The 23,123-nt window shown below is 36.2% G+C and carries 23 protein-coding genes, 1 riboswitch and 1 other annotated feature; of the genes, 14 read left to right on the top strand and 9 right to left on the bottom strand.

Annotated features, from left to right (window positions below):
• Window positions 1–103: 103 nt before the first annotated feature.
• A complete protein-coding gene (gene cpdB / locus ACFWDE_RS04465; protein WP_377890366.1) occupies window positions 104–2,455 on the top strand; it encodes a bifunctional 2',3'-cyclic-nucleotide 2'-phosphodiesterase/3'-nucleotidase in 2,352 nt (783 codons plus the stop codon).
• A gap of 56 nt (window positions 2,456–2,511) precedes the next feature.
• Here cpdB and nhaC read toward each other — a convergent pair whose 3' ends face one another.
• A complete protein-coding gene (nhaC, locus tag ACFWDE_RS04460; RefSeq protein ID WP_377890364.1) occupies window positions 2,512–3,885 on the bottom strand; it encodes a Na+/H+ antiporter NhaC in 1,374 nt (457 codons plus the stop codon).
• Window positions 3,886–4,162: 277 nt separating this feature from the next.
• Window positions 4,163–4,382, bottom strand: a binding site (T-box leader).
• A gap of 142 nt (window positions 4,383–4,524) precedes the next feature.
• Between nhaC and ACFWDE_RS04455 the strand changes: the two genes are divergently transcribed.
• The 10 genes from ACFWDE_RS04455 to tet all read left to right on the top strand — a co-directional run bounded on the left by ACFWDE_RS04455 (window position 4,525) and on the right by tet (window position 13,045).
• A complete protein-coding gene (locus ACFWDE_RS04455) occupies window positions 4,525–4,881 on the top strand; it encodes a hypothetical protein (RefSeq protein ID WP_377890361.1) in 357 nt (118 codons plus the stop codon).
• 77 nt (window positions 4,882–4,958) lie between these two features.
• On the top strand, window positions 4,959–6,392 hold the full coding sequence (bioA, locus tag ACFWDE_RS04450) for an adenosylmethionine--8-amino-7-oxononanoate transaminase (RefSeq protein WP_377890359.1): 1,434 nt from the start codon (window positions 4,959–4,961) through the stop codon (window positions 6,390–6,392).
• Entirely contained in the window at window positions 6,392–7,120 is a 729-nt protein-coding gene (bioD, locus tag ACFWDE_RS04445) for a dethiobiotin synthase (protein WP_377890357.1), read from the top strand. The genes bioA and bioD overlap by 1 nt, the downstream gene beginning before the upstream one ends.
• Complete coding sequence (gene bioF, locus ACFWDE_RS04440; protein ID WP_377890355.1) at window positions 7,086–8,273, top strand: 8-amino-7-oxononanoate synthase; 1,188 nt, start codon at window positions 7,086–7,088, stop codon at window positions 8,271–8,273. Before bioD ends, bioF begins: the two co-directional genes overlap by 35 nt.
• Complete coding sequence (locus ACFWDE_RS04435; RefSeq protein WP_377890353.1) at window positions 8,270–9,010, top strand: alpha/beta fold hydrolase; 741 nt, start codon at window positions 8,270–8,272, stop codon at window positions 9,008–9,010. Before bioF ends, ACFWDE_RS04435 begins: the two co-directional genes overlap by 4 nt.
• Window positions 8,976–9,785 (top strand): malonyl-ACP O-methyltransferase BioC, encoded by an 810-nt coding sequence (bioC, locus tag ACFWDE_RS04430; protein ID WP_002145879.1) that lies wholly within the window; start codon window positions 8,976–8,978, stop codon window positions 9,783–9,785. Before ACFWDE_RS04435 ends, bioC begins: the two co-directional genes overlap by 35 nt.
• Before the next feature lies 1 nt (window position 9,786).
• Window positions 9,787–10,785, top strand: a complete 999-nt coding sequence (gene bioB, locus ACFWDE_RS04425) for a biotin synthase (protein WP_377890350.1) — start codon at window positions 9,787–9,789, stop codon at window positions 10,783–10,785.
• Between the two features lie 181 nt (window positions 10,786–10,966).
• Window positions 10,967–11,287, top strand: coding sequence for a hypothetical protein (locus tag ACFWDE_RS04420; protein ID WP_377890348.1), 321 nt, complete (start codon window positions 10,967–10,969; stop codon window positions 11,285–11,287).
• Window positions 11,288–11,568: 281 nt separating this feature from the next.
• Window positions 11,569–11,631 carry a tetracycline resistance efflux system leader peptide gene (locus ACFWDE_RS04415; RefSeq protein WP_106081929.1) on the top strand — a complete coding sequence of 21 codons (63 nt, stop codon included), beginning with the start codon at window positions 11,569–11,571 and terminating at the stop codon, window positions 11,629–11,631.
• A gap of 37 nt (window positions 11,632–11,668) precedes the next feature.
• The gene (tet, locus tag ACFWDE_RS04410; RefSeq protein ID WP_377890346.1) at window positions 11,669–13,045 is read left to right on the top strand and encodes a Tet(L)/Tet(K)/Tet(45) family tetracycline efflux MFS transporter; all 1,377 of its coding nucleotides are present in this window, start codon (window positions 11,669–11,671) and stop codon (window positions 13,043–13,045) included.
• A 312-nt stretch (window positions 13,046–13,357) separates the two neighbouring features.
• Here the strand turns inward: tet and ribH are convergent, their stop codons facing one another.
• From ribH to ACFWDE_RS04385, 5 genes are all read right to left on the bottom strand, one after another.
• Window positions 13,358–13,819 (bottom strand): 6,7-dimethyl-8-ribityllumazine synthase, encoded by a 462-nt coding sequence (gene ribH, locus ACFWDE_RS04405; protein WP_327902052.1) that lies wholly within the window; start codon window positions 13,817–13,819, stop codon window positions 13,358–13,360.
• Between the two features lie 18 nt (window positions 13,820–13,837).
• Window positions 13,838–15,031 (bottom strand): bifunctional 3,4-dihydroxy-2-butanone 4-phosphate synthase/GTP cyclohydrolase II, encoded by a 1,194-nt coding sequence (ribBA, locus tag ACFWDE_RS04400; RefSeq protein ID WP_377890343.1) that lies wholly within the window; start codon window positions 15,029–15,031, stop codon window positions 13,838–13,840.
• 12 nt (window positions 15,032–15,043) lie between these two features.
• Window positions 15,044–15,688, bottom strand: a complete 645-nt coding sequence (gene ribE / locus ACFWDE_RS04395) for a riboflavin synthase (RefSeq protein ID WP_377890341.1) — start codon at window positions 15,686–15,688, stop codon at window positions 15,044–15,046.
• Entirely contained in the window at window positions 15,670–16,782 is a 1,113-nt protein-coding gene (gene ribD, locus ACFWDE_RS04390) for a bifunctional diaminohydroxyphosphoribosylaminopyrimidine deaminase/5-amino-6-(5-phosphoribosylamino)uracil reductase RibD (RefSeq protein WP_377890339.1), read from the bottom strand. Before ribD ends, ribE begins: the two co-directional genes overlap by 19 nt.
• Before the next feature lie 309 nt (window positions 16,783–17,091).
• Window positions 17,092–17,235, bottom strand: a riboswitch (FMN riboswitch).
• A 177-nt stretch (window positions 17,236–17,412) separates the two neighbouring features.
• Complete coding sequence (locus ACFWDE_RS04385) at window positions 17,413–17,619, bottom strand: CDGSH iron-sulfur domain-containing protein (RefSeq protein WP_001151582.1); 207 nt, start codon at window positions 17,617–17,619, stop codon at window positions 17,413–17,415.
• Window positions 17,620–17,758: 139 nt separating this feature from the next.
• Between ACFWDE_RS04385 and ACFWDE_RS04380 the strand changes: the two genes are divergently transcribed.
• Window positions 17,759–18,004 carry a DUF2552 family protein gene (locus ACFWDE_RS04380; protein ID WP_002111659.1) on the top strand — a complete coding sequence of 82 codons (246 nt, stop codon included), beginning with the start codon at window positions 17,759–17,761 and terminating at the stop codon, window positions 18,002–18,004.
• 11 nt (window positions 18,005–18,015) lie between these two features.
• Here the strand turns inward: ACFWDE_RS04380 and ACFWDE_RS04375 are convergent, their stop codons facing one another.
• Window positions 18,016–18,939: an alpha/beta hydrolase gene (locus ACFWDE_RS04375; protein WP_377890336.1), complete on the bottom strand. Its 924-nt coding sequence runs from the start codon at window positions 18,937–18,939 to the stop codon at window positions 18,016–18,018.
• An 82-nt stretch (window positions 18,940–19,021) separates the two neighbouring features.
• Here ACFWDE_RS04375 and ACFWDE_RS04370 point away from each other — a divergent pair, with 82 nt between their 5' ends.
• Entirely contained in the window at window positions 19,022–19,498 is a 477-nt protein-coding gene (locus tag ACFWDE_RS04370; protein ID WP_377890334.1) for a GNAT family N-acetyltransferase, read from the top strand.
• 114 nt (window positions 19,499–19,612) lie between these two features.
• Window positions 19,613–20,539: a LacI family DNA-binding transcriptional regulator gene (locus tag ACFWDE_RS04365; protein WP_377890332.1), complete on the top strand. Its 927-nt coding sequence runs from the start codon at window positions 19,613–19,615 to the stop codon at window positions 20,537–20,539.
• A 25-nt stretch (window positions 20,540–20,564) separates the two neighbouring features.
• Here the strand turns inward: ACFWDE_RS04365 and ACFWDE_RS04360 are convergent, their stop codons facing one another.
• Window positions 20,565–21,884: a Na+/H+ antiporter family protein gene (locus ACFWDE_RS04360; protein WP_377890330.1), complete on the bottom strand. Its 1,320-nt coding sequence runs from the start codon at window positions 21,882–21,884 to the stop codon at window positions 20,565–20,567.
• 119 nt (window positions 21,885–22,003) lie between these two features.
• Complete coding sequence (locus ACFWDE_RS04355; protein WP_377890328.1) at window positions 22,004–23,002, bottom strand: alpha/beta fold hydrolase; 999 nt, start codon at window positions 23,000–23,002, stop codon at window positions 22,004–22,006.
• Between the last annotated feature and the right edge of the window lie 121 nt (window positions 23,003–23,123).

Here is a 23,123-nt window from a genome sequence, read left to right as displayed (position 1 = left end):
TGAAATGAAAATCGTGTCTCTAATAGAAGAAAAAAGGTATGTGGTTAGAGGCAGATAGGGATTCATTTCATTATTTCTGGTAATTGTATAAGGGGGATTTTTTGTGAAAAAGTCAAAAAAAATGCTAGCTGGAGCAACTCTTGCTATAGGTGTAATAGCGCCGCAAGTATTGCCAACAACAGCTCATGCGGATGAGAATACTGGGGAGAGTACAGTTAACTTACGAATTCTAGAAACATCAGATATTCACGTTAACTTAATGAATTACGATTATTATCAAACGAAAACAGATAATAAAGTAGGTCTCGTGCAAACTGCAACACTTGTTAATAAAGCACGTGAAGAAGCGAAGAACTCTGTCCTATTTGATGATGGAGATGCATTACAAGGGACACCGCTTGGGGATTATGTAGCGAATAAAATAAATGATCCGAAGAAGCCTGTGGATCCTAGTTATACCCATCCATTATATCGTGTAATGAACTTAATGAAGTATGACGTCATCTCTCTTGGGAATCATGAATTTAATTACGGTTTAGATTATTTAAACAAAGTAATTAGTAAAACAGAATTCCCGGTTATTAACTCGAATGTCTATAAAGATGATCATGATGGTATGGAAGAGAATGACAAGCATTACTTTGAACCATATCATATTTTTGAAAAAGAAGTAGAGGATGAATCTGGCCAAAAACAAAAAGTGAAAATTGGTGTAATGGGATTTGTTCCACCGCAAGTTATGAACTGGGATAAAGCAAATTTAGAAGGTAAAGTAAAAGCGAAAGATATTGTGCAAACAGCGAAAAAATTAGTTCCAGAAATGAAGGAGAAAGGTGCGGATGTTATCGTTGCATTAGCTCATTCAGGTGTTGATAAGAGTGGATACAACGTTGGCATGGAAAACGCATCGTTTTATTTAACAGAAGTTTCTGGTGTAGATGCAGTATTAATGGGACATTCACATACTGAAGTGAAAGATGTATTTAATGGTGTTCCAGTTGTAATGCCTGGTGTCTTTGGAAGTAACTTAGGTATTATTGATATGCAATTGAAAAAGGTAAACGGAAAATGGGAAGTGCAAAAAGAGCAATCGAAGCCGCAACTTCGTCCGATTGCTGATAGTAAAGGGAACCCATTCGTACAATCTGATCAAAAATTGGTTGATGAAATTAAAGACGATCATCAAGCGACAATTGATTATGTGAATACAGCTGTAGGAAAAACGACAGCGCCAATTAATAGTTATTTCTCATTAGTACAAGATGATCCTTCTGTGCAACTTGTGACAAATGCCCAAAAATGGTATGTCGAAAAGTTGTTTGCTGAAAATGGACAATATAGTAAATATAAAGGAATTCCAGTTTTATCTGCAGGGGCACCATTTAAAGCAGGTGGCCGAAACGGTGCTACATATTATACGGATATTCCAGCTGGAACGTTAGCAATTAAAAACGTTGCAGATTTATATGTATATCCAAATACGTTATATGCTGTAAAAGTAAATGGGGCACAAGTGAAAGAATGGCTTGAAATGTCTGCAGGTCAGTTTAATCAAATTGATCCAAAGGAAACGAAGGAACAGCCATTAGTAAATATAGGCTATCCTACATATAACTTTGATATTTTAGATGGTTTAAAATACGAAATAGATGTGACACAACCAGCGAAATACGATAAAGATGGAAAAGTTGTAAATGCAAATACGAATCGTATTATAAATATGACCTATGAAGGTAAGCCAGTAGCTGACAATCAAGAGTTCATCGTCGCTACAAATAACTATCGTGGAAGTAGCCAAACGTTCCCAGGTGTAAGTAAAGGGGAAGTTGTATACCAATCACAAGATGAAACACGTCAAATCATTGTGAAGTATATGCAAGAAACACCAGTTATTAATCCAGCAGCCGATCAAAACTGGACATTTAAGCCGATTGTTGCAGATACATTAAATACAACATTTGATTCTTCACCAAATGCACAAAAGTATATAAAGAAAGATGGGAAAATATCATATGTTGGACCATCTGAAAATGAATTTGCTAAATATGCAATTGATATAACGAAGAAGAACGATGGTGGAGAAAAACCAACAACACCACCAACAGGTGAAGGTAATAATGGAGGAAATCCAACAACACCACCAACAGGTGAAGGGAATAATGGAGGAAATCCAACGACACCACCAACAGGTGAAGGGAATAATGGAGGAAATCCAACGACACCACCAACAAATGAAGGTAATAGTGGAAACAATGCAGGATCTGGACAAACTACAACAGATGATCAAAATACAAAAGAAACAACGACAACTGTAAGTGAAAATAAAGAAGCTGAAAAAGATGAGCGTGATTTACCGAAAACAGGTGCAAGTGTTGCTTCTACAATTGGAGCGGGTCTTGCGTTTGTTGGAGCGGGATTACTTATGTTATTTAGAAGAAAGAAAGCAAATAGATAGTAAAGTATTGTAAAAAAAGGATTACCGTAATCGGTAATCCTTTTTTTACGTATATATTATGAAGCTGGTACTGCTTTTTCTTTCTTCCATGAAAGACCAAATCCAGTGAAACCAACAATAATTGTTAAGACTGGACAAGCTAAGCAGAAGATTGCGTATGGAACATAATCGATTGTTGGAACGCTAAGGACGTTTGTTAAGAATACGCCGCTTACACCCCATGGTACGAGTGGATTAATAACGGTACCTGCATCTTCTAATACGCGTGATAAATTACGACGTTCTAAACCGACTTCATCGTATTTGTTAGCGAATGCTTGTCCTGTTAAAACGATTGATAAGTATTGTTCGCCAAGTAAGAAGTTTACACCAATTGCAGTTGAAGCAGTAGAAATAATTAAGCGTGTACTATTTTTTACGAAGCTAGAGATGATATTCATCAGCTGCGTGATAATGCCCATTCCTTGTAGTAAACCACCCATACAAAGAGCAAGGAAAATAAGAGCAATTGACATCATCATACTTTGTAAACCACCACGAGATAATAAGCTATCAATATCTTTTATACCAGTTTTAGAAACGTAACCGTCTTGCATAATTTTCATTAAATCAGCTAAAGAAGTGCCAGGTTTAAAAATAAAGAGAATGATAATTCCTACTACGATTCCAGCAAGTAATGTTGGAACTGCGGGTGCTTTTTTAAATGCGAATAGGAACAGTAATAAAATTGGAATAAGTGTAACGATAGAAATCGTTGCATTTTTTTCTAATGTGCTAATAAAGGATGTGAAATCAACATCTCCTCTAGTACCACTTCCTAAAATGAAAAATGCAATAAAAGCAATAATGAAAGCTGGAACTGTTGTCCAAAGCATGTTACGAATATGTTCAAATAAATCTACACCCGTTACAGCGGGAGCTAAGTTTGTTGTATCAGATAAAGGAGACATTTTATCCCCAAAAAATGCACCAGAAATAATTGCGCCAGCGATAAGAGCTGGATCGTATCCGAGAGCACTACCCATGCCCATAAAGGCAAGTCCTACAGTTGCAGCAGTTGTAAACGCACTACCGATACTCGTTCCAACAATTGCACAAACAACAAAAACAGTTGGAACGAAAATTTTAGGAGATACAAGTTGGAAGCCGTATACCATTAAAGTTGGAATTGTTCCAGCTGCGATCCAAACACTAATTAATACGCCTACAAGTAAGAAAATAAATATAGATGGAATACCAGCTGAGATACTGCTTATCATCCCTTTTTCCATAGTAGACCAATCAATTTTTTTTATAAATCCAAATGCCAGTAAAAGAACGATACCAAATAAAATTGGGATGTGTGGTGAAACTTCTAATTTGATAACACTAAAACCAATACAGAAAAAGATAAAAATTGTTAAAAGAACAGATTCAATTTTTGAAACCATTGTTTTTCCCTCCTAAATAATCTAAAATAGCTCTTTTTTATATGAAATTCGCCAATATTGTTTATTTCCTTCTAAAATTTAGAATTTCAAGACAAATTACCGGTAATTGTCAATATCTCAATATGATACGGAAATGATTGGATAAAAAAACGTCCCTGCATATAATTATGCAGGGACGAAGAACTCGCGGTACCACCCTAGCTTGTGAAAGGAATGTATCACAAAATAAAGGGCCATATGATATGCGCTAATAAAATAAAAACGCCCCTGCAATATATGCAGGGACGAAAAATTCGCGGTACCACCCTAAATTGTGAAACAGTGTCGTTTCACCACTCTTTAGACATAACGGTCTAAACCGTCTTTCACTACTCCTCACGTTTCGTAAAAGAAGCTCCAGGGGGTAATTCATAAATCGCTCTGTACTGGTTCGCACCGACCACCAGCTCTCTGAAATCAGAAAACGAAATACTACTAAATCCTATCAACGCCGATTCATATGATGTTAGTTAAATTTTTATCATATATTCATCATACATGTCAATAAAAACATTCGATATTTTTTCAGGGAAATAAAGGATAAATGTTTTTAATACTGTAAAAATGTGCGTTATAATGAATTTGAAAGGGGAGGAAAGAGTGAAGAAAAAAATAATTCTTTTTACCACCTTACTAGTCGTTGGCGGAAGTGCTGGAATTTACACAGCTTTTGCAGCTGAATCAGAGCAGTCGAAACAAAAGCAAATACAGCAGTCAGAAGTGAAGAAAGTGAAAGAAACTGAAGAGAAGAAATCAATGGAAAAATCAGCTGAAAAACTAGGAGTTTCTACTGAAGGGAAAACAAAAGAAGAAATTACGAAAGAAGTAGATATCGCTAGGTTTGAGCAGCGTCATGATTTATTAATTGAGCATGCTAAGCAACTTGGAATTGATACAGAAGGAAAAAAAGATGAAGAGATTATTTTAGAAATTGGAAAGATACAACATGGAAAGTAGAACAACTTATCGTATGATAAGTTGTTCTTTTTTAAGAACTATTTGATTTAAAAATAATTGACAGTCATTTAATTTTAATGTTAACTATATTTATAAACAAGTTAACATTAGGGGTGACAATTGTGACTGTTAATAGTAACACGAGTAAAAAATCGTCTTATACATATGAAGAATTATCGAAGAAGAATAAAGATTACGTATGGCACCCATTTACACAAATGAAAGATTATTTAGAAGAAGATCCTGTCATTATTGAACGTGGAGAGGGAAGAAAGCTATACGATGTAAATGGAAATGAATATTGGGATGGTGTTTCGTCTATTTGGTTAAATGTTCATGGGCATCAAGTACCAGAACTAGATGAGGCAATTCGTGAGCAATTAAATAAAATTGCCCATTCTACTATGTTAGGACTTGCTAATGTTCCATCTATTTTATTAGCAGAAAAAATAATTGATGTTGTACCAGAAGGCTTGAAAAAAGTATTTTATTCCGACTCTGGTTCTACCGCTGTTGAAATTGCAATTAAGATGGCTTTCCAATATTGGCAACATAAAGGGAAACCGAGAAAACAAAGATTCGTTACATTAAAAGAAGCATATCACGGTGATACGATTGGTGCTGTTTCAGTAGGAGCAATAGACTTGTTTCACCAAGTGTATAGTTCACTCTTATTTGAGGCAATTAAAATGCCGTATCCATATACATATCGTTCTCCTTATGGAGATAATAAGGAACAAATTGTAAAGAAACATTTAGAAGAAATGGAAGAATTGCTGAAAGAAAAACATGAAGAAGTAGCAGCTATCATTGTGGAGCCATTAATGCAAGGTGCTGGCGGGATGATTACAATGCCAAAAGGATACTTAAAAGGGCTTCGCGATTTATGTACAAAATACAATGTATTATTTATTACAGATGAGGTAGCGACTGGATTTGGGCGTACTGGGAAAATGTTTGCATGTGAACACGAGGATGTGACGCCAGACATTTTAACTGCGGGAAAAGGCTTAACAGGTGGTTATTTACCGGTGGCAATTACGGTAACGACAGATGAAATTTATAATGCCTTTTTAGGAGACTATGAAGAACAAAAAACATTTTTCCATGGTCATAGTTATACAGGGAATCCGTTAGGGTGTGCCGTAGCAATTGCAAATTTAGAACTATATGAAAAAACTAATTTAATAGAAGATGTTGCGCATAAAACAGAATATGTAGCAACACAATTAGAAGCCCTTAATGAATATAAGCACGTAGGAGATATTCGTCAGTGTGGGCTAATGGTTGGTATTGAACTTGTGAAAAATAAGGAAACGAAAGAATCGTTTGAATGGACAGAAAGAGTCGGTATTCAAGTATGTAAACGCTCAAGAGAGCTTGGCATGATTTTACGTCCGCTTGGTAACACCATTGTATTTATGCCTCCTCTTGCGTCTACAATGGCTGAAATTGATGAGATGTTACGCATTTTATATAAAGCAATCTCGGATGTTACGGAGGGAGAGTAATGAGTGGTTTCTTTATAACAGCAACGGATACAGAAGTTGGCAAAACGGTAGTGACAGGAGCATTGGCAGGTATATTTCGAGAGCGTGGACATAATGTTGGTGTATATAAACCGTTGCAAAGTGGTCATGTTGCTTCAAATCCAGAAGGAGATGCAGCAAGATTAAAAGCGTTCTCGGGTGTACCGACAAAAGAGGATGAAATTTGCCCTTATTCAATTGAAGAACCACTTGCTCCGAGACTTGCTATGAAAAGAGCTGGAAGGACAGTAACGTTAAAAGAAATTACTGATCACTATAATGAACTACTAAAAGAGTTTAATAGCCTATTTGTAGAAGGTGCTGGTGGGCTTGCCGTCCCATATGCAGAAGGCGCTTTAGTAATTGATTTCGCAAAAGAGTTAAAGCTCCCTCTTATTGTAGTAGCGCGTCCTACACTTGGGACAGTTAATCATACTGTTTTAACAATTTCTTATGCGAAGGCACATGGTTTAACAGTAGCAGGTGTAATTTTATCTGGTTGTAAAAAATGTGAAAAAGAAAGAGTGCAAGAAAATAAAATAATGATTGAGGAGTTAAGTGGAGTGCCGGTTTTAGGATTATTACCATTCCTTGAAGGAGAGTTTACAAAGGAAGAATTATTAGAATCGGCAAAAGAGCATATTATGATTTCAAAATTAGAGGAGCTCATCCAAAATGAATCAAACGTGGCGCGCGCATCTTCAATCTAAAGTAGAACAATTAAAGGAGCAAGGGCAGTATCGTAATTTACATGTAACAGAGCGATCTGAAGAGACATGGCTTATTCGAAATAAGAAAAGGATGCTAAATCTAGCATCGAATAATTATTTAGGATTAGCTGGAGATGAAAGGCTGAAAGAAGCTGCTATTGCCTGCACAAGAAAATATGGAACTGGAGCGACAGCATCTCGTCTCGTTGTAGGAAATTATCCACTGTATGAAGAGGTTGAGAGAAGTATATGCGATTGGAAAGGCACTGAAAAAGCCTTAATTGTAAATAGTGGATATACCGCGAATATTGGGGCGATTTCTTCGTTAGTTGGTCGCCACGATATTATTTTTAGTGACAAATTAAATCATGCAAGTATCGTTGATGGAATCATATTAAGCGGAGCAGAACATAAAAGATATCGTCATAATGATTTGGATCATTTAGAGAAGCTATTGAAAATGGCATCATCTGAAAAGAGAAAATTAATCGTAACAGATACTGTTTTTAGTATGGATGGAGATACCGCAAATTTACAAGATTTAGTGCAACTGAAAGAAAAATATGGGGCACTTCTTATGGTTGATGAAGCGCATGCGAGTGGAATATTTGGGAAAGATGGTGCCGGATTATCTCATATTGAAAAAGACATTGCCAATAACATTGATATACATATGGGGACGTTTAGTAAAGCGCTAGGATGTTATGGTGCTTACTTAACAGGTAATTCGACTTGTATAGAGTATTTACAAAATATGATGAGGGGCTTTATTTTTACTACAGCTTTACCACCAGGAACATTAGGAGCGATAAAGAAGGCAATTGAAATAGTGAAAGAAGATAACGAAAGAAGAGAGAGTCTCTTAGAAAACGGGGCATACTTCAGAAGTCGTTTACGAGAAGCCGGTTTTGATATTGGGAATAGTTCAACGCATATAGTTCCAATTATAGTCGGTTCCAATGAAAATGCTATGCGCTTTAGTAGAGAATTACAAGAGGTAGGTATTGCAGCAATTGCAATTCGTCCACCAACTGTTCCTGTTGGTAGTTCCCGAATTCGCTTTGCAGTTACGTCACAACATATGAGAGCTGATTTAAAGTGGGCAACGCAGCATATTATTCGCATTGGTAAAGAAGAGGGGTTTTTAGTATGAAAGAGCTGAAGATCATTTTTATTCCTGGATGGGGAATGGAAGAAGATGCTTGGACTTTAGTTTTGCCATATTTTAAAGGATATTCTGTTCAATGTGTAGAGTGGCGTAACGTGAAAGAACAAAGTGAGTTTGAGGGACGAATAATAGGTGTAGCGCATGATGAAAATGTAATTTTAGTGGGATGGTCAATGGGAGCTTTAGCCGCAATTCAAGCTTATAAAAATATTAAGGCGAAAGGTATCGTACTAATTGGTGGTACTGCTAAATTTACAAATACGAGTGACTATACAAGTGGATGGAATTCTTTGCATGTAGAACGGTTGAAAAAGAATTTGGCGAGAAAGAAAGAAGATACGTTGAAGCGGTTCTATGCAAATATGTTTACCAAAGATGAGCTGAAAGAGAATAAAAGTTTTGAAGACATTGTAAAACGTTTTAAAGGTGATTCTATTCAGTCTTTACAATTAGGTTTGGATTATTTAATAGAAACAGATATGAGAGAGGAACTTAAAGAAATTAAGGTCCCTATACTACTTATTCATGGAGAGCAGGATGTAATATGCCCGTTGTCTGCAGCGCGTAGTATGACGGAAAATAGGAACGTCACGCTGAAAGTAGTAAGCGAAGCTGGGCATGCATTATGTGTTATGAATTTTGAATATTGCGCAAATGAGATAATTCAATTTGTAGAGGGGATACGACATGATCAACAAAACGTTACTGCAAAAACGGTTTAATGGGGCAGCCGTATCTTACGATCAATATGCAAGTGTACAAAAGAAAATGGCACATTCGTTACTTTCTATATTGAATCGGCGATATAGTACAACAGCATCAATACGTATTTTAGAACTTGGGTGCGGGACAGGATATGTAACAGAGCAATTATCAAATTTATTTCCGAAAGCGCATATTACAGCTGTTGATTTTGCTGAAAGTATGATCGCAGTTGCGAAAACTAGACATAATGTGAAAAATGTAACGTTTCACTGTGAGGATATTGAACGATTACGACTAGAAGAATCGTATGATGTCATTATTTCAAATGCCACATTTCAATGGCTGAATAATGTAAAACAAGTGATAAGAAATTTATTTCATCAATTGTCTATAGATGGCGTACTACTCTTTTCAACGTTTGGACATGAAACATTTCAAGAATTGCATGCTTCATTCCAGCGGGCAAAAGAAGAGAAAAATATACGAAATGAAACATCGATTGGTCAACGTTTTTATTCGAAAGATCAGTTACTCGATATATGTAGGATAGAAACAGGGGATGTGCATGTTTCTGAAACATGTTACATAGAAAGATTTGCAGAAGTTAGGGAGTTTCTACACTCTATTCGAAAAGTAGGAGCGACCAATAGTAATGAAGAGTCTTATTGTCAAAGCCCTTCACTCTTTCGTACGATGCTCCGTATATACGAAAGAGACTTCACGGAAAAAGAAGGGATAGTAGCAACATATCATGCTTTATTTACGTATATAACAAAAGAGGGGAAGAAATGAAATGAAACAAGTACAAACAAAAAGGGATTGGAAAAAACTTGCATACGACGTAGTAGAGGAGAAAATGATTGCGAAAGAAGATGCAATTGCAATATTAGAAGCTGATGATACAGAGGTTTTAGAAATTATGAATGCAGCTTACATCATTCGCCATCATCATTTTGGTAAGAAAGTAAAGTTGAACATGATTATAAATACGAAATCTGGATTATGTCCTGAAGATTGCGGGTATTGTTCACAGTCTATTATTTCAGAAGCACCGATTGATAAGTATGCATGGTTAACACAAGAGAAAATTGTTGAAGGAGCGCACGAAGCAATTCGTCGTAAAGCGGGGACATATTGTATTGTTGCATCTGGTCGTCGTCCGACGGATAAAGAAGTAAATCACGTTATTGGAGCAGTTAAGGAAATTCGTGAAACGACAGATTTGAAAATTTGCTGTTGTTTAGGATTTTTAAATGAAGATCAAGCAGGTCAGTTAGCAGAAGCTGGTGTGCATCGTTATAACCACAATTTAAATACGCATGCCAACAATTATGATAGCATTTGTTCAACGCATACGTATGACGATCGTGTTGATACAGTCCAAAAAGCGAAGCAAGCCGGTATTTCTCCATGTTCTGGAGCGATTTTCGGAATGGGAGAAACGATTGAACAGCGCGCTGAAATTGCCTTTGAATTACAACGTTTAGATGCGGATTCTATTCCGTGTAATTTCCTTGTTGCTGTAAAGGGCACTCCGCTGGAAGGACAAAAAGAATTAACACCTGTAGAATGTTTAAAAGTGCTGGCGATGATGCGTTTTGTAAATCCAACAAAAGAAATTCGTATTTCAGGCGGTCGAGAACTTAATTTACGTTCTGTACAGCCACTTGGTTTATTTGCAGCAAACTCTATTTTTGTCGGGGACTATTTAACAACAGTTGGACAAGAGCCGACTGCGGACTGGGGTATGATTGAAGATTTAGGATTTGAGATTGAAGAATGTGCGCTATAAGATAGATGAAAAGCAAACTCTTTAAAGGGTTTGCTTTTTTTTGTAAATAAAATGTAATAAAAGTCCATTAACGCTTGATAGTAGTCACTTTTGGATGAGAAAAATAATTTTGTGGACGAATTTTCCAAGCTCTAATTGTACATAGTAAAAATGTAAGTTATATCGGGTTGGAGGATTTTACATGTACAAATACATATTAGCCATTATGACTTGTCTGATTTTAATAAAAGCGATAAGTGCTGATCCAGTTAAGGCGGCTGAAAATCCTGAACAAAAAGAAATGCAACAAAGAATTGAACAGCATTTTCGAACGAAAGCTGAACATTTTGGACTTGAAACAGAAGGAAAAGATTTAAAAGAAGTAAGGAAGGAAATTTCTATTATAGAAGAAGCGAAAAAGAGAGAAAATGTGTGGAGAACAGCACAAACTCTTCGTATAAAAACAGAAGGAAAAACGATGGATGAATTAATAGAAGATGTACGAAAAAAGGTGGAAAAATAAAAAAAAGGAAATATTAAAATGTAATTTTATCATACACACTTAAAACTTCCGGAAAAAAATAAAGAAAGACCGTCAATATACTAGAGCAAATGCTCAAAATATTCACGGTCTTTCTTTATTATTATTCGTAAAGTAACAAAAAAAGTCGTTTAAAAAATAAAAAAGTTGTTTGAAAAAATGCGAGTTATTCTATTCCATAATTATGCCCTATTATGAGATAGTTTCGTATCATAAGCTATATGTGATAAAATATACGAATCATATTTTAGGAGGAGTTATTTATGAAGTGCAATAAATATAATTGGGTACATTTGAAGAGGGAAAGCGTATCAATGACCCTATAAACTACGTCTACCCTCATTATTTATTGGAGGGTTAAATGTGAATACATCTCATTCACAGTCAAATTTACGCCATAATCAAGTTTTATTATGGCTTTGTGTTCTTTCTTTTTTCAGCGTTTTAAATGAAATGGTTTTGAATGTTTCATTACCTGATATTGCTAGCGATTTTAATAAGGAACCAGCAAGTGTAAACTGGGTAAACACAGCGTTCATATTAACTTTTTCCATAGGAACAGCTATATATGGAAAGCTATCGGATCAGCTAGGCATCAAAAAGCTACTCCTATTTGGGATTATAGTGAACTGCATCGGATCAGTGATCGGATTTGTTGGACATTCGTTCTTTCCTGTAATTATCTTGGCTCGGTTTATTCAGGGGGCGGGTGCAGCTGCATTTCCAGCACTTGTGATGGTTGTTGTGGCGCGTTATATTCCAAAAGAAGATAGGGGTAAAGCATTTGGACTTATTGGGTCAATTGTAGCAATGGGAGAAGGTGTAGGGCCATTTATTGGTGGAGTGATTGCTGAATATATCCATTGGTCTTATTTACTGCTTTTACCACTTGTGACGATTATCACTGTTCCATTCCTTGCAAAATTAATGAAACAGGAAGACCTAATAAAAGGCTCTTTTGATACTGTAGGAATAATATTCATGTCCGTAGGTATTGTATTTTTTATGATGTTTACGACATCCTATAGAATTTCCTTTCTAATCGTTAGCATTATATGTTTCCTGATATTTGTTAAACATATTAGGAAAGTATCTAATCCTTTTGTTGATCCTGCGCTAGGAAGAAATGTCCCATTTATGATTGGAATCATTTGTGGAGGACTTATATTCGGAACTGTAGCAGGATTTCTTTCTATGGTCCCTTATATGATGAAAGATGTGTATCAATTAAGTACTGCTGCAATTGGAAGTGGGATTATTTTCCCTGGTGCAATGAGTGTTATTGTTTTCGGTTATATTGGTGGAGTTCTTGTTGATAAGAAAGGCCCTTTATTTGTGTTAACAACTGGAGTTGCATTTCTTTCTATCAGCTTTTTAGTAGCTGCCCTTTTTATAGAAACAACACCATGGCTCATGACAATTATATTAATTTTTGTTTTTGGGGGGCTTTCTTTTACGAAAACTGTTATCTCCACCATTGTTTCAAGTAGTTTGGAACAAAAGGAAGCTGGTGCTGGAATGAGTTTGCTTAATTTTACAAGCTTTCTATCAGAAGGAATGGGTATTGCAATTGTAGGTGGATTATTATCGATACGTTTGTTAAATCGAAAATTGCTACTTATAAATGCTGATCCATCCACTCATTTGTACAGTAATATGCTACTTCTTTTTGCCGGGATCATCGTCATTAGCTGGTTGGTTACTATGAATATGTATAAACGTTCAAGAAGAAATAGATGAATTTAGCTGGGCCGCTGCCTAGCTAAAATTGGCTGCTATTTTTTGAATAAAACTTAGATTTTTAAATGACTTTATTGTTATATTTTTTAGTGTAGTGAAGTACCTTAGATCAAAAATTAAATAACTTTATTTATAACCCCGTACTAAATTTAGTACGGGGTTATTCTTGTTTAATCTTTTAAAATTAAATCAATTTTATTTGATTAATTTAATTGAAAACTCCTCTAACATATTAGACATATATAACATGTTAGAGGAGTGATTTTATAACGTTATTTATAAATTAAGTCTTGATAATGTTAACCTCTTTTTTTAAGCCCATTGTTTTGATAAATGAGCCATTTCGATCGCAGCAACTGCTGATTCATATCCTTTGTTACCAGCTTTTGTACCTGCACGTTCAATCGCTTGTTCAATTGTTTCTGTCGTTAATACACCGAAAATAACTGGAATGTCCGTTTGTAGTGATAAAGACGCAACACCTTTTGCTACTTCATTACAAACGTAATCGTAATGCGTTGTAGCACCGCGAATTACTGTACCTAATGTAATAACAGCATCATATTTTCCGCTATTTGCCATCTTTTTAGCGATTAAAGGAATTTCAAATGCGCCAGGAACCCATGCAACATCAATATCATTTTCTGCTACACCGTGACGCTTTAATCCATCTAAAGCTCCGCCAAGTAACTTACTTGTAATAAACTCATTAAAACGTCCAACAACAACCCCAACTTTTAATCCTGTACCAACTAAATGACCTTCGAATACCATAGTGTATCTCTCCCTTAATTATAAGTTTAGTAAATGTCCTAATTTGCTTGCTTTCGTTTGTAAATACGTTTTATTTTCTTCTTTTGTTGGCATTTGCAACGGTACACGCTCGGTTACTTCTAAATCGTAACCTTGTAAGCCAGCAATCTTTCGTGGATTATTCGTTAATAATCGTAAACTTTGTAAGCCTAAATCTTTTAAAATTTGAGCGCCAATACCGTAATCACGAAGATCAGCTGGGAACCCAAGTTTTTCATTTGCTTCTACAGTATCTAACCCTTCTTCTTGTAACTTATAAGCGCGAAGCTTATTCAGAAGGCCAATGCCGCGTCCTTCTTGTCTCATATAGAGAAGAACACCTTTTCCTTCACGCTCAATTTGAGCAAGTGCAGCATGTAGTTGTGGTCCGCAATCACAGCGGTACGAACCAAATACATCCCCTGTTAAGCATTCTGAATGAACGCGTACAAGTACAGGTTCGCCTGTTGAAATATCACCTTTTACGAGCGCGATATGTTCTTTCATATCTAATGAGTTAGAATAGCCAATTGCATGAAAAGTACCGAAATCTGTAGGTAATGTAATTTCCACTTCTCTCGTCACAAGTGTTTCGTGATGGCGGCGATAAGCAATTAAATCTTCAATTGTAATCATTTTTATATCAAATTGTTTTGCACACTGTATTAAATCAGGTACACGTGCCATCGTCCCATCTTCATTTATAATCTCGCAAATGACGCCAGCTGGCTCAGTTCCGCAAAGTTTTGCTAAATCAACAGCAGCTTCTGTATGACCTGCGCGGCGAAGGACGCCACCTTCTTTCGCAATTAATGGAAAGATATGTCCAGGGCGGTTAAAATCAGTTCCTTTAGATGCGGGATTCAATAATTCCTGTATTGTTGTAGCACGCTCATGAGCACTAATGCCTGTTGTTGTAGAAACGTGATCGATGCTTACTGTAAAAGCAGTATGATGTGAATCCGTATTATGAGAAACCATTGGTTCTAACTGTAGACGCTCTGCGTACCCTTCCGTAATCGGTACGCAAACGAGACCACGACCGTGTGTAATCATAAAATTAATCGTTTCTGGTGTAATGCACTCTGCTAAAGCAATAAAATCGCCTTCATTTTCTCGGTTTTCATCATCACATACGATAATGACTTTTCCTTGTTTTAAATCTTCTAGAGCTTCTTCAATACGATGAAACATTGTGCTTCCCCCTTATAGAAATCCGTTTTCTTGTAAAAAGCTTGCGGTCATTGAATCGGTTCTTTTTGCGGGCTTTGAAATAAAGCGTTCAATATATTTTCCAATCATGTCACACTCAATGTTTACGATGTCCCCGGCTTTTTTTTCGCCGATTATAGACTCGCTTACTGTGTGGGGGATGAGTGAAATTGTAATTGAAGATTCGTCTATATCAAATATTGTTAAACTAGTGCCATCAATAGCAACGGATCCTTTATGCAAACAATAGCGTAGTAATTCATCAGAAATTGCTATTTTGTAATAGATGGCATTGTAATGTTGTTTTTTAGTTAAAATCGTACCGATGCCGTCGATATGTCCGGTGACGAAATGTCCACCGAATCTTCCGTTTGCAGCCATCGCCCGTTCTAAATTCACTTTGGCGCTTGTCTGTAGCATACGAAGTGATGTTGCTTTCATTGTTTCAGGCATTACATCGACAGTGAATGAAGTAGTCGTAAAACTAGTTACGGTTAAGCAAATGCCGTTAACCGCGATACTATCACCTAACTTAACATCTGATAAAATTTGATTTGCGCTAATAGTTAGCTTCATGGCTTCCCCGTTTTGAGTCATGCTTGATATCGTTCCTAACTCTTCTACAATTCCTGTAAACATTCCGTCACCTCGCTTTTTAAGGTTGCAACAATTTTTATATCATTACCAATTTGTTTCATCTCTTGAATCGTTAAGGAAAGTGTATCTTGTAATTTTGAAAAACCAGTTCCACCAAATAAAGTAGGTGCATCTTTTCCGCCAATTAATTTCGGGCTTATATAGGTCACAATTTCATTAAAACTATTTGTTTTTAAGAAGCTTGCATGTACCGTTTGACCACCTTCAACAAACAGAGAAAGGATTTGTTTCTCACCGAGTAGGTGTAGGACATCTTGTATTTCAATTTGCTTCGTTTTCATTTGGAATACAGCTATATTGTTAGATTCATAAGACGCTATTTTCTCTTTATTTACATCCTTACCGACAATAATCCATGTCGGAGCTAAGCCATCCGTTATGACATGAGAAGATGGTGGCGTTCGTAAGTGGGTATCTAAAATAACGCGTATAGGATGTTTACCTCCGTTTGGAATTCGTGTTGTTAAGTGTGGATTATCAGTTAGAACTGTATTCACACCGACTAGGATAGCATCATGCATATGACGATATTGGTGAACATCAGCGCGTGCTTCTTCGCCTGTAATCCACTGGCTTTCACCCGTTACAGTTGCTGTTTTTCCATCTAAGCTCATTGCTGTTTTTATTGTTACAAAGGGACGTTTCGTTTTCATATAGTGAAAAAAGTATCGATTTAATAAAGTGGCTTCCGCCTCAAGAACACCAGTAGTTACCTCGATTCCAGCTTCTTCTAATCTCCTTTTTCCATTTCCAAAAACGAGTGGATTGCAATCAAGGGTAGCAATTACAACCCGCTGGACTCCTTTTTCAATGAGTAATTCACAGCAAGGTGGTGTTTTTCCAAAATGGCTACATGGTTCAAGTGTTACATAAACAGTAGCGTCTTTTGCTCTTTCACCAGCCATGTGAAGAGCATGAACTTCAGCATGTTCTTCACCAGCACGCAAGTGAGCTCCCATTCCTATGATGTTTCCATCTTTTACAACAACAGCACCAACCATAGGATTTGGACTCGTTTGCCCAGTTGTACCTTGTGCTAACTGCAAGGCAATCCTCATATATTCTTGATCTGTCATTCTCTTCACCTCTCCTGAAAAAATCAAAAAACCCCAAGAATATAAAATCCTTGGGGTTTGGGAGACGTGATTTCTAGAAATATAGTTCGAATACGAAAGTATAGGAAAGAAACCTAACGATGACTGATATTTTGGCATAAGGAAAAAACCTAGCAAAATATCAAATTTTTTCAACGCTAGTCGTATCTTTTTATTTCAGTATAGAAACATAAGTATACAAAATAAAACATATATAAAGATTCAAAATGAAACTTTATAAATATGCATACTGAAATAAAAGTGTATTCGCTATATAAAATTACTAGAAAACATATCCTTCTCCCATCCAGACTATACTGTCGGCCCTAGAGTTTCACTAGATCCACCGTTTTCGAGTTGAAAACGGGTCACGGACTTAGAAGCTCTCGCTTCATCACCGCCGGTTGGGAATTTCACCCGACCCCGAAGGATGTTGTTTGCTCACATTATAGCACAAAAACGAAAAAAGCAAAGTGAAAAATATTCGAATGTGAAGAATTGTGTGAAAATAGATGTAATAGGAATGGGGATAAAATCAGTAGAAATGTTGCAAGGATACGGTGTTAATAGTAAAAAAACATGCACAAAAAAATGTGCATGTTACATCCAAAATTACTCTGCCTCTGGTGCTCTAACAACAGACTCGAATTTGCCTTTATGCGAAGCATCGCAATAAGGCATGTTTTTTGATAAACCACAACGACATAAAGAAAATGCTGGTTTTGCTGGGAATACATTCCCTTGTGAGTCAACTAATTCCACGTCCCCTGTAACGCGAAAAGAGCCATTATCATTTACTTTAATTTGTACTTTTGCCAACGTTATCCCTCCTTTCCAAACGCTTACTCTCATCATATAATTAGGGAGAGTACTTGACAATATAAAAAGAGCACTTTGTTTGAGAGAGAAGAGAGTGTTATAATAGTTTTTATAACTGACTAGAGTAAGGTGACGAAAGATGGATAAAAAATTACAAACACTACAAAATATTGCAAATGAGCGCACATGGGCATCATTTTTGAATGATAATCATCCATATAGTTTACTTCATTGGTCAATCGCAGGTGTAGGACAAGAACCGAAAGATGTTTGGTTACTTCAAGATGAGGTGACTTTTCAAACGACGGAATTCCCAACGCTAGACGAGGCAGTAAAGTGGATTTCTGAAAATATGGAACAAGTTACAGACGTTTTAGCGCAGTAAAAAAAACAGGCTTATGCAAGCCTGTTTTTTGTTTCTTTTACATATGTGTTTAAAAATTGATCGATGGCATCTTCGTACTCTTCTTTATTTTCATTATAAGAGCAAGCGTGTGCACCATGTTCTGCAATATAAAGCTGTTTATTATTTTCTTTCGCTTCATAAAGTGATTTCGTCATATCAGATAAAATATAGTCATCATCTTTACTATGAATAAAGAGAACAGGATTGTTAATATTTTTTATACAATCAATTGGTGAAACCTCACGAATTGTATAGCCATCACGAACTCTTAAAAAGGCATTTGCTAAAGGTAATAAAGGCCATTTTGGCAAATGAAACTCAACTTTCAAACGATGTTGTAACTGTCCATAAAAATCAGAGAAAGGACAATCAGCAATATAAAAATCAGCACCATCTTCTACAAGTCCTGCATATTGAAGAAGAGTTGCAGCACCCATAGATTCACCATGAATTCCGAGTGTAATATTCGTTCCGAAACGATCTTTTAGCCAGTCAACTACTGACTTTAAATCATGTTTTTCATAATAGCCATAACTTGTTGTTTTACCACCGGTTTTACCATGACGGCGATGATCATAAATAAATACGTTATATCCTCTATTTAAAAATAAGTTTGCATATTTAACGGAATTCATTTTATTTACAGTCACACCATGACAAAAAATCATAAACTTATTGGAATGACCAGCTGGCATGTAATATCCGTGAAGTTCGTATCCGAATTGAGAAGGGATGTGAACCTCTTCTTTTTGAATAGCCTTAAAATCGTCCAAATGAAAATGCTTTTTCGTTTCGCGTTCTAAAACTTCTTCCTCTGTTTTTTTCTTCAAGTACATAACTTTATTTGTAAAGAAAATCCCAATCGCAGTTAGTGCACCTAGTATAGTAAACAATGCTGTAAAAAAACGTTTCATACTTTACCTCATCCTCCAAATACCTCTACATATGATACACTTACATTGTATCACAATGATATAAAAAGGGGAGAAATCGTATATGGTTCATATACAAAAAATTACACCAGAAATGAAAGAAACCATTCGGGGGTTTATGTGTGAAAACTGGGGGAGTTCAATGATGGTCTCGCGAGGCAGAGCACATCAATTAGAACAATTACCCGGTTTTATCGCACTTAAAAATGACAGAATAGTGGGAATTATAACGTGTGAAGTGCTAAAAAACATGTGTGAAATTGTATCGCTAGATAGTTTTGAGGAAGGAAATGGGATTGGAACAAAACTGGTGGATTGTGTATTGCAAATGGCAAGGGAAAATGAGTGTGAAAAAGTGTGGCTCATTACGACGAATGATAATATGAACGCACTTCGTTTTTATCAAAAACGTAACTTCATGATGACGAATTTGTATATTGATGCGGTAAAGGAAGCACGAAAAATAAAGAAAGAAATTCCGTTTATTGGTTATGATAATATCGCGATTTCACATGAAATTCAGCTGGAGTATATTTTATGAGTAGAGTGGAAGTTGTGTAACAATTTTCAGAAATATAAAACAATAACCTTGACGAATGTTATATTTTGGTTTAGTTTAAAATTGTAATCTATTACCATATTAAGGGGTGACGATGTGGCAACTATACGTGATGTTGCAAAATTGGCCGGTGTTTCAGTCGCAACCGTTTCAAGAGTCATTAACGAAAAAGGATATGTCCATGAAGATACGGTGAAACAAGTAAAAAAAGCAATTGAAGAATTAAATTATAGACCGAATGCTACAGCAAAGCCTTTATTTAAACAGCCTTCAACGATGATTGCATTACTTGTAGATAATTTGCATAATCCATCATACATCACTTTGCTCCGTTTTGTTGAGGAAATAGCATATAAAGAAGGGTATCAAGTAATAGTTTGTAATATAGAAAATAAGAATAGATACATAGATATGTTGGAACAAAATAACATTGCAGGCGTTATAATGACGAAATCTGTTTTTCGAAGTATAGGAGAAATCTCACTTCCTTTCGCTGTGCTTGAAGAACGACAATCTCTGACTAGTTATTATGAAAGTGGACAGAAAGCTGTTTCTTTATTAAAAGAGAAAGGCTGCCAGTTTCTTGCTTATATCGGTGAGGGAGTAGAGAGTGAAGAAATGGAAGAGCATGTGGCAGGGTTTTTAGATACTGCTTGGAAAGAAGGACTTTCTTATCGAGAGGAAATTGTACAAGGGTATACGAATCAACAGTTTCTTGAATTGTTACAAAAGCATCCATACATAGATGGAGTTGTAGCTTCAAGTGATAAGGTCGCTATTGAGCTAATCAGGGCGGCGAAAACTCTTAATATTCATATACCAGGTAAGTTGCAAATCATTGGATTTAACGGGAGTGTAGAGGGTGAATGGATAAGTCCATCATTAACGACGATTGGAAGTTATATCGAAGAAAATGGGGAAATAACTTTTCAGCAGTTAATAGGAAAAATAAAGAAGAAACAAGTGGAACAAGAAGAAGTGGAAACAGAATTTAGATGCATTGAGAGAGAAACAACAAAGTAAAAGGTGCGTTTTTAAAACGCACCTTTTATAGTGTAATTGCGGCAATAAAGCCGAATATAAGTAACGGTATATTATAGTGTAGAAATGTTGGGACACATGTATCCCATATATGATGGTGCTGACCATCAGCATTTAAACCGGACGTTGGTCCAAGTGTACTATCAGATGCTGGAGAACCTGCATCACCAAGTGCACCAGCTGTACCGATAATTGCGATTGTTGCCATTGGACTAAATCCGAGCTGGACGCATAACGGTACGAAAATTGTTGTTAAGATAGGGATGGTTGAAAAGGAAGAACCAATTCCCATCGTAACGAGAAGTCCAATAACGAGCATAAGAAATGCAGCAAGCGGTTTATTATTTCCGATTATATGTGCACTCGTTTGCACAAGAGATTCAACATGTCCAGTTTTTCGAAGAACAGCGCCAAATCCAGCGGCAGAAATCATAACAAATCCGATAAAGGACATCATACGCATTCCGCTCGTTAAAATAGCATCGGCTTCTTTAAGAGGGAGACTACCGCTAACTGATAAGACGATAATACCTGCTAAAGCACCGAAAATCATTGATTCTGTTGCTAATTGCACAGTTAATGTAGCGAGTATTGATAATAAACCAAAAGTAATGCTTCTTTTCGTATAGGGAACGATTTCATTCTGTGCAGCATGAATTTGTTCTGCTTCATATGTACGTGGTTTTCGGTATGTAATGAAAACTGCTACACATAATCCGATAATCATACCGATTGCTGGAATAGTCATCGCTTTTGGAATAAGTGCGACATCAAATGTAATACCGCTTTGCGCAGCATTTGTTTGTAATACGTCATGATAAATTTTTCCGAATCCTGCTGGAACCCACATGTAAGGGGTAATTAACCCGAATGTAATAATACATGTAACAAGTCTGCGATCCACCCTCAGCTCATTTAATACTTTTAAAAGTGCTGGAATTAAGATTGGGATGAAGGCGATATGAACAGGGATAATATTTTGTGAGAAACAAGCCATTGTTAAAATGATAAATAATATAAGTATTTTAGAATAGACTTGTTTTTTCGTGTCTTGTTCGTTGCCGATCCATTTTAAAGCTGATTGGATCATTGCATCAGGAAGTCCTGTTTTTGAAAGGGAAATAGCAAATCCACCGAGCATTGCGTAGCTTAATGCGATAGGAGCACTGTTCCCAAGACCTGCTGTAAAAGTACTAATTGTTTCTGAAATACCGAGTCCGCCGATAAGTCCGCCTGTTAAAGCTCCAACGATAATGGCGACAATGACTTGGACACGTAACAAACTAAGCAGTAGCATGACTGCTACTGCGATGAGTACAGCGTTCATAATAAATGTAATCTCCCTAATTTTTATTCTGTTAAGGCAAGCAAGTGTTTGCAGTGACATATACTTGCGACATATCATTATAAAATGTTTTCTATGAAATGTAAAAGCGCCTTTTGTTATTAATGTTGAAAAGATAGTTCTTGTTTAATTGATTGTAAAGATTTAGCGAATAACTCAGGCTCTTCTAAATCTGGAGAATGTGCCGAGTTTGGAAACCAAATCATCTTTTTAATAGGAGCTTGAATGATATCGCAATATTGTTGAACGAGTGCATAAGGAGTTTGATAATCATAGCGACCAGAACAAAAATAAACAGGAACAGATAAACTTGAAATAGATGAAAAGAAATCGATTGTCAGCATCTCTTCCCATAAAACTCCGGATTTCAAATTTCCTGCGAGAAATTTGAACCAATCTAATAGCGTATATTCAGGAGAAAAGAAGCCTTTTCGTATGAAAGAAAAGGAAGATCCATTTTGGATTGCTCCTCCGAATGTACCCAGCCACTTTCTTTGAATAATGAGGCGTCTCGTATCTAAAAAGGGTGGTTTCCCTAATTTTAAAAGAGAAGCTAATGCCTTTTTATGGTCATGTTTTTTGGCAGAGCTAATTAAATGTTGATATAGTAATTCTTCATTTTGCTTCATATGTACAATTTGACCGATGCCGATGTATGCTTCTATATATTCGGGACATTGATTAGCGATTTGTAGTCCGATAATACTTCCCCAAGAATGACCAGCGAGAAATAGTTTTTGCTTATTAAAGCGTTTGAGAAGATATTGAATAACCTTTTTTGCATCTGAAAAAAATTGATCAATCGTAAAATTTTTTTGGATATCCCGCCATAAAAAGGATTTACCTGCCCCTCGCTGATCCCAATTAATAACGATAAAGTGCTTTTCTAACTCTTTTTGAAAATGGCGAATAAAGCCGATTTGTGCCATACCAGGACCGCCGTGACAGCATAATAAAATAGGCTGTTCCACGTTTTGGCCGCGTATAAGGAGAGATTGTTTCCGGTCATTAATCATAACGTTTTCTATCGTAGCGATACTGTTAGGGATTAATTGCTTCTTTTCGTTATAAAACTTTGGTGTATAGCTACGAAAAAGCATATGTAAACCTCCTTTTCTTAAATGGTATGAATCGCACAGGCTCTTTCTTTTGCATATACTACTAGAAAATCATTGTATCATAACATACTGGTTTGATTTCAAGTTTAGGCGATTAAGAGAG

Origin of the sequence: Bacillus sp. NPDC060175 (genome assembly GCF_042728695.1) — a bacterium.
In the GTDB taxonomy this organism is placed as follows: Bacteria; Bacillota; Bacilli; order Bacillales; family Bacillaceae_G; genus Bacillus_A.
This window is presented reverse-complemented; position numbering and strand designations above follow the sequence as displayed.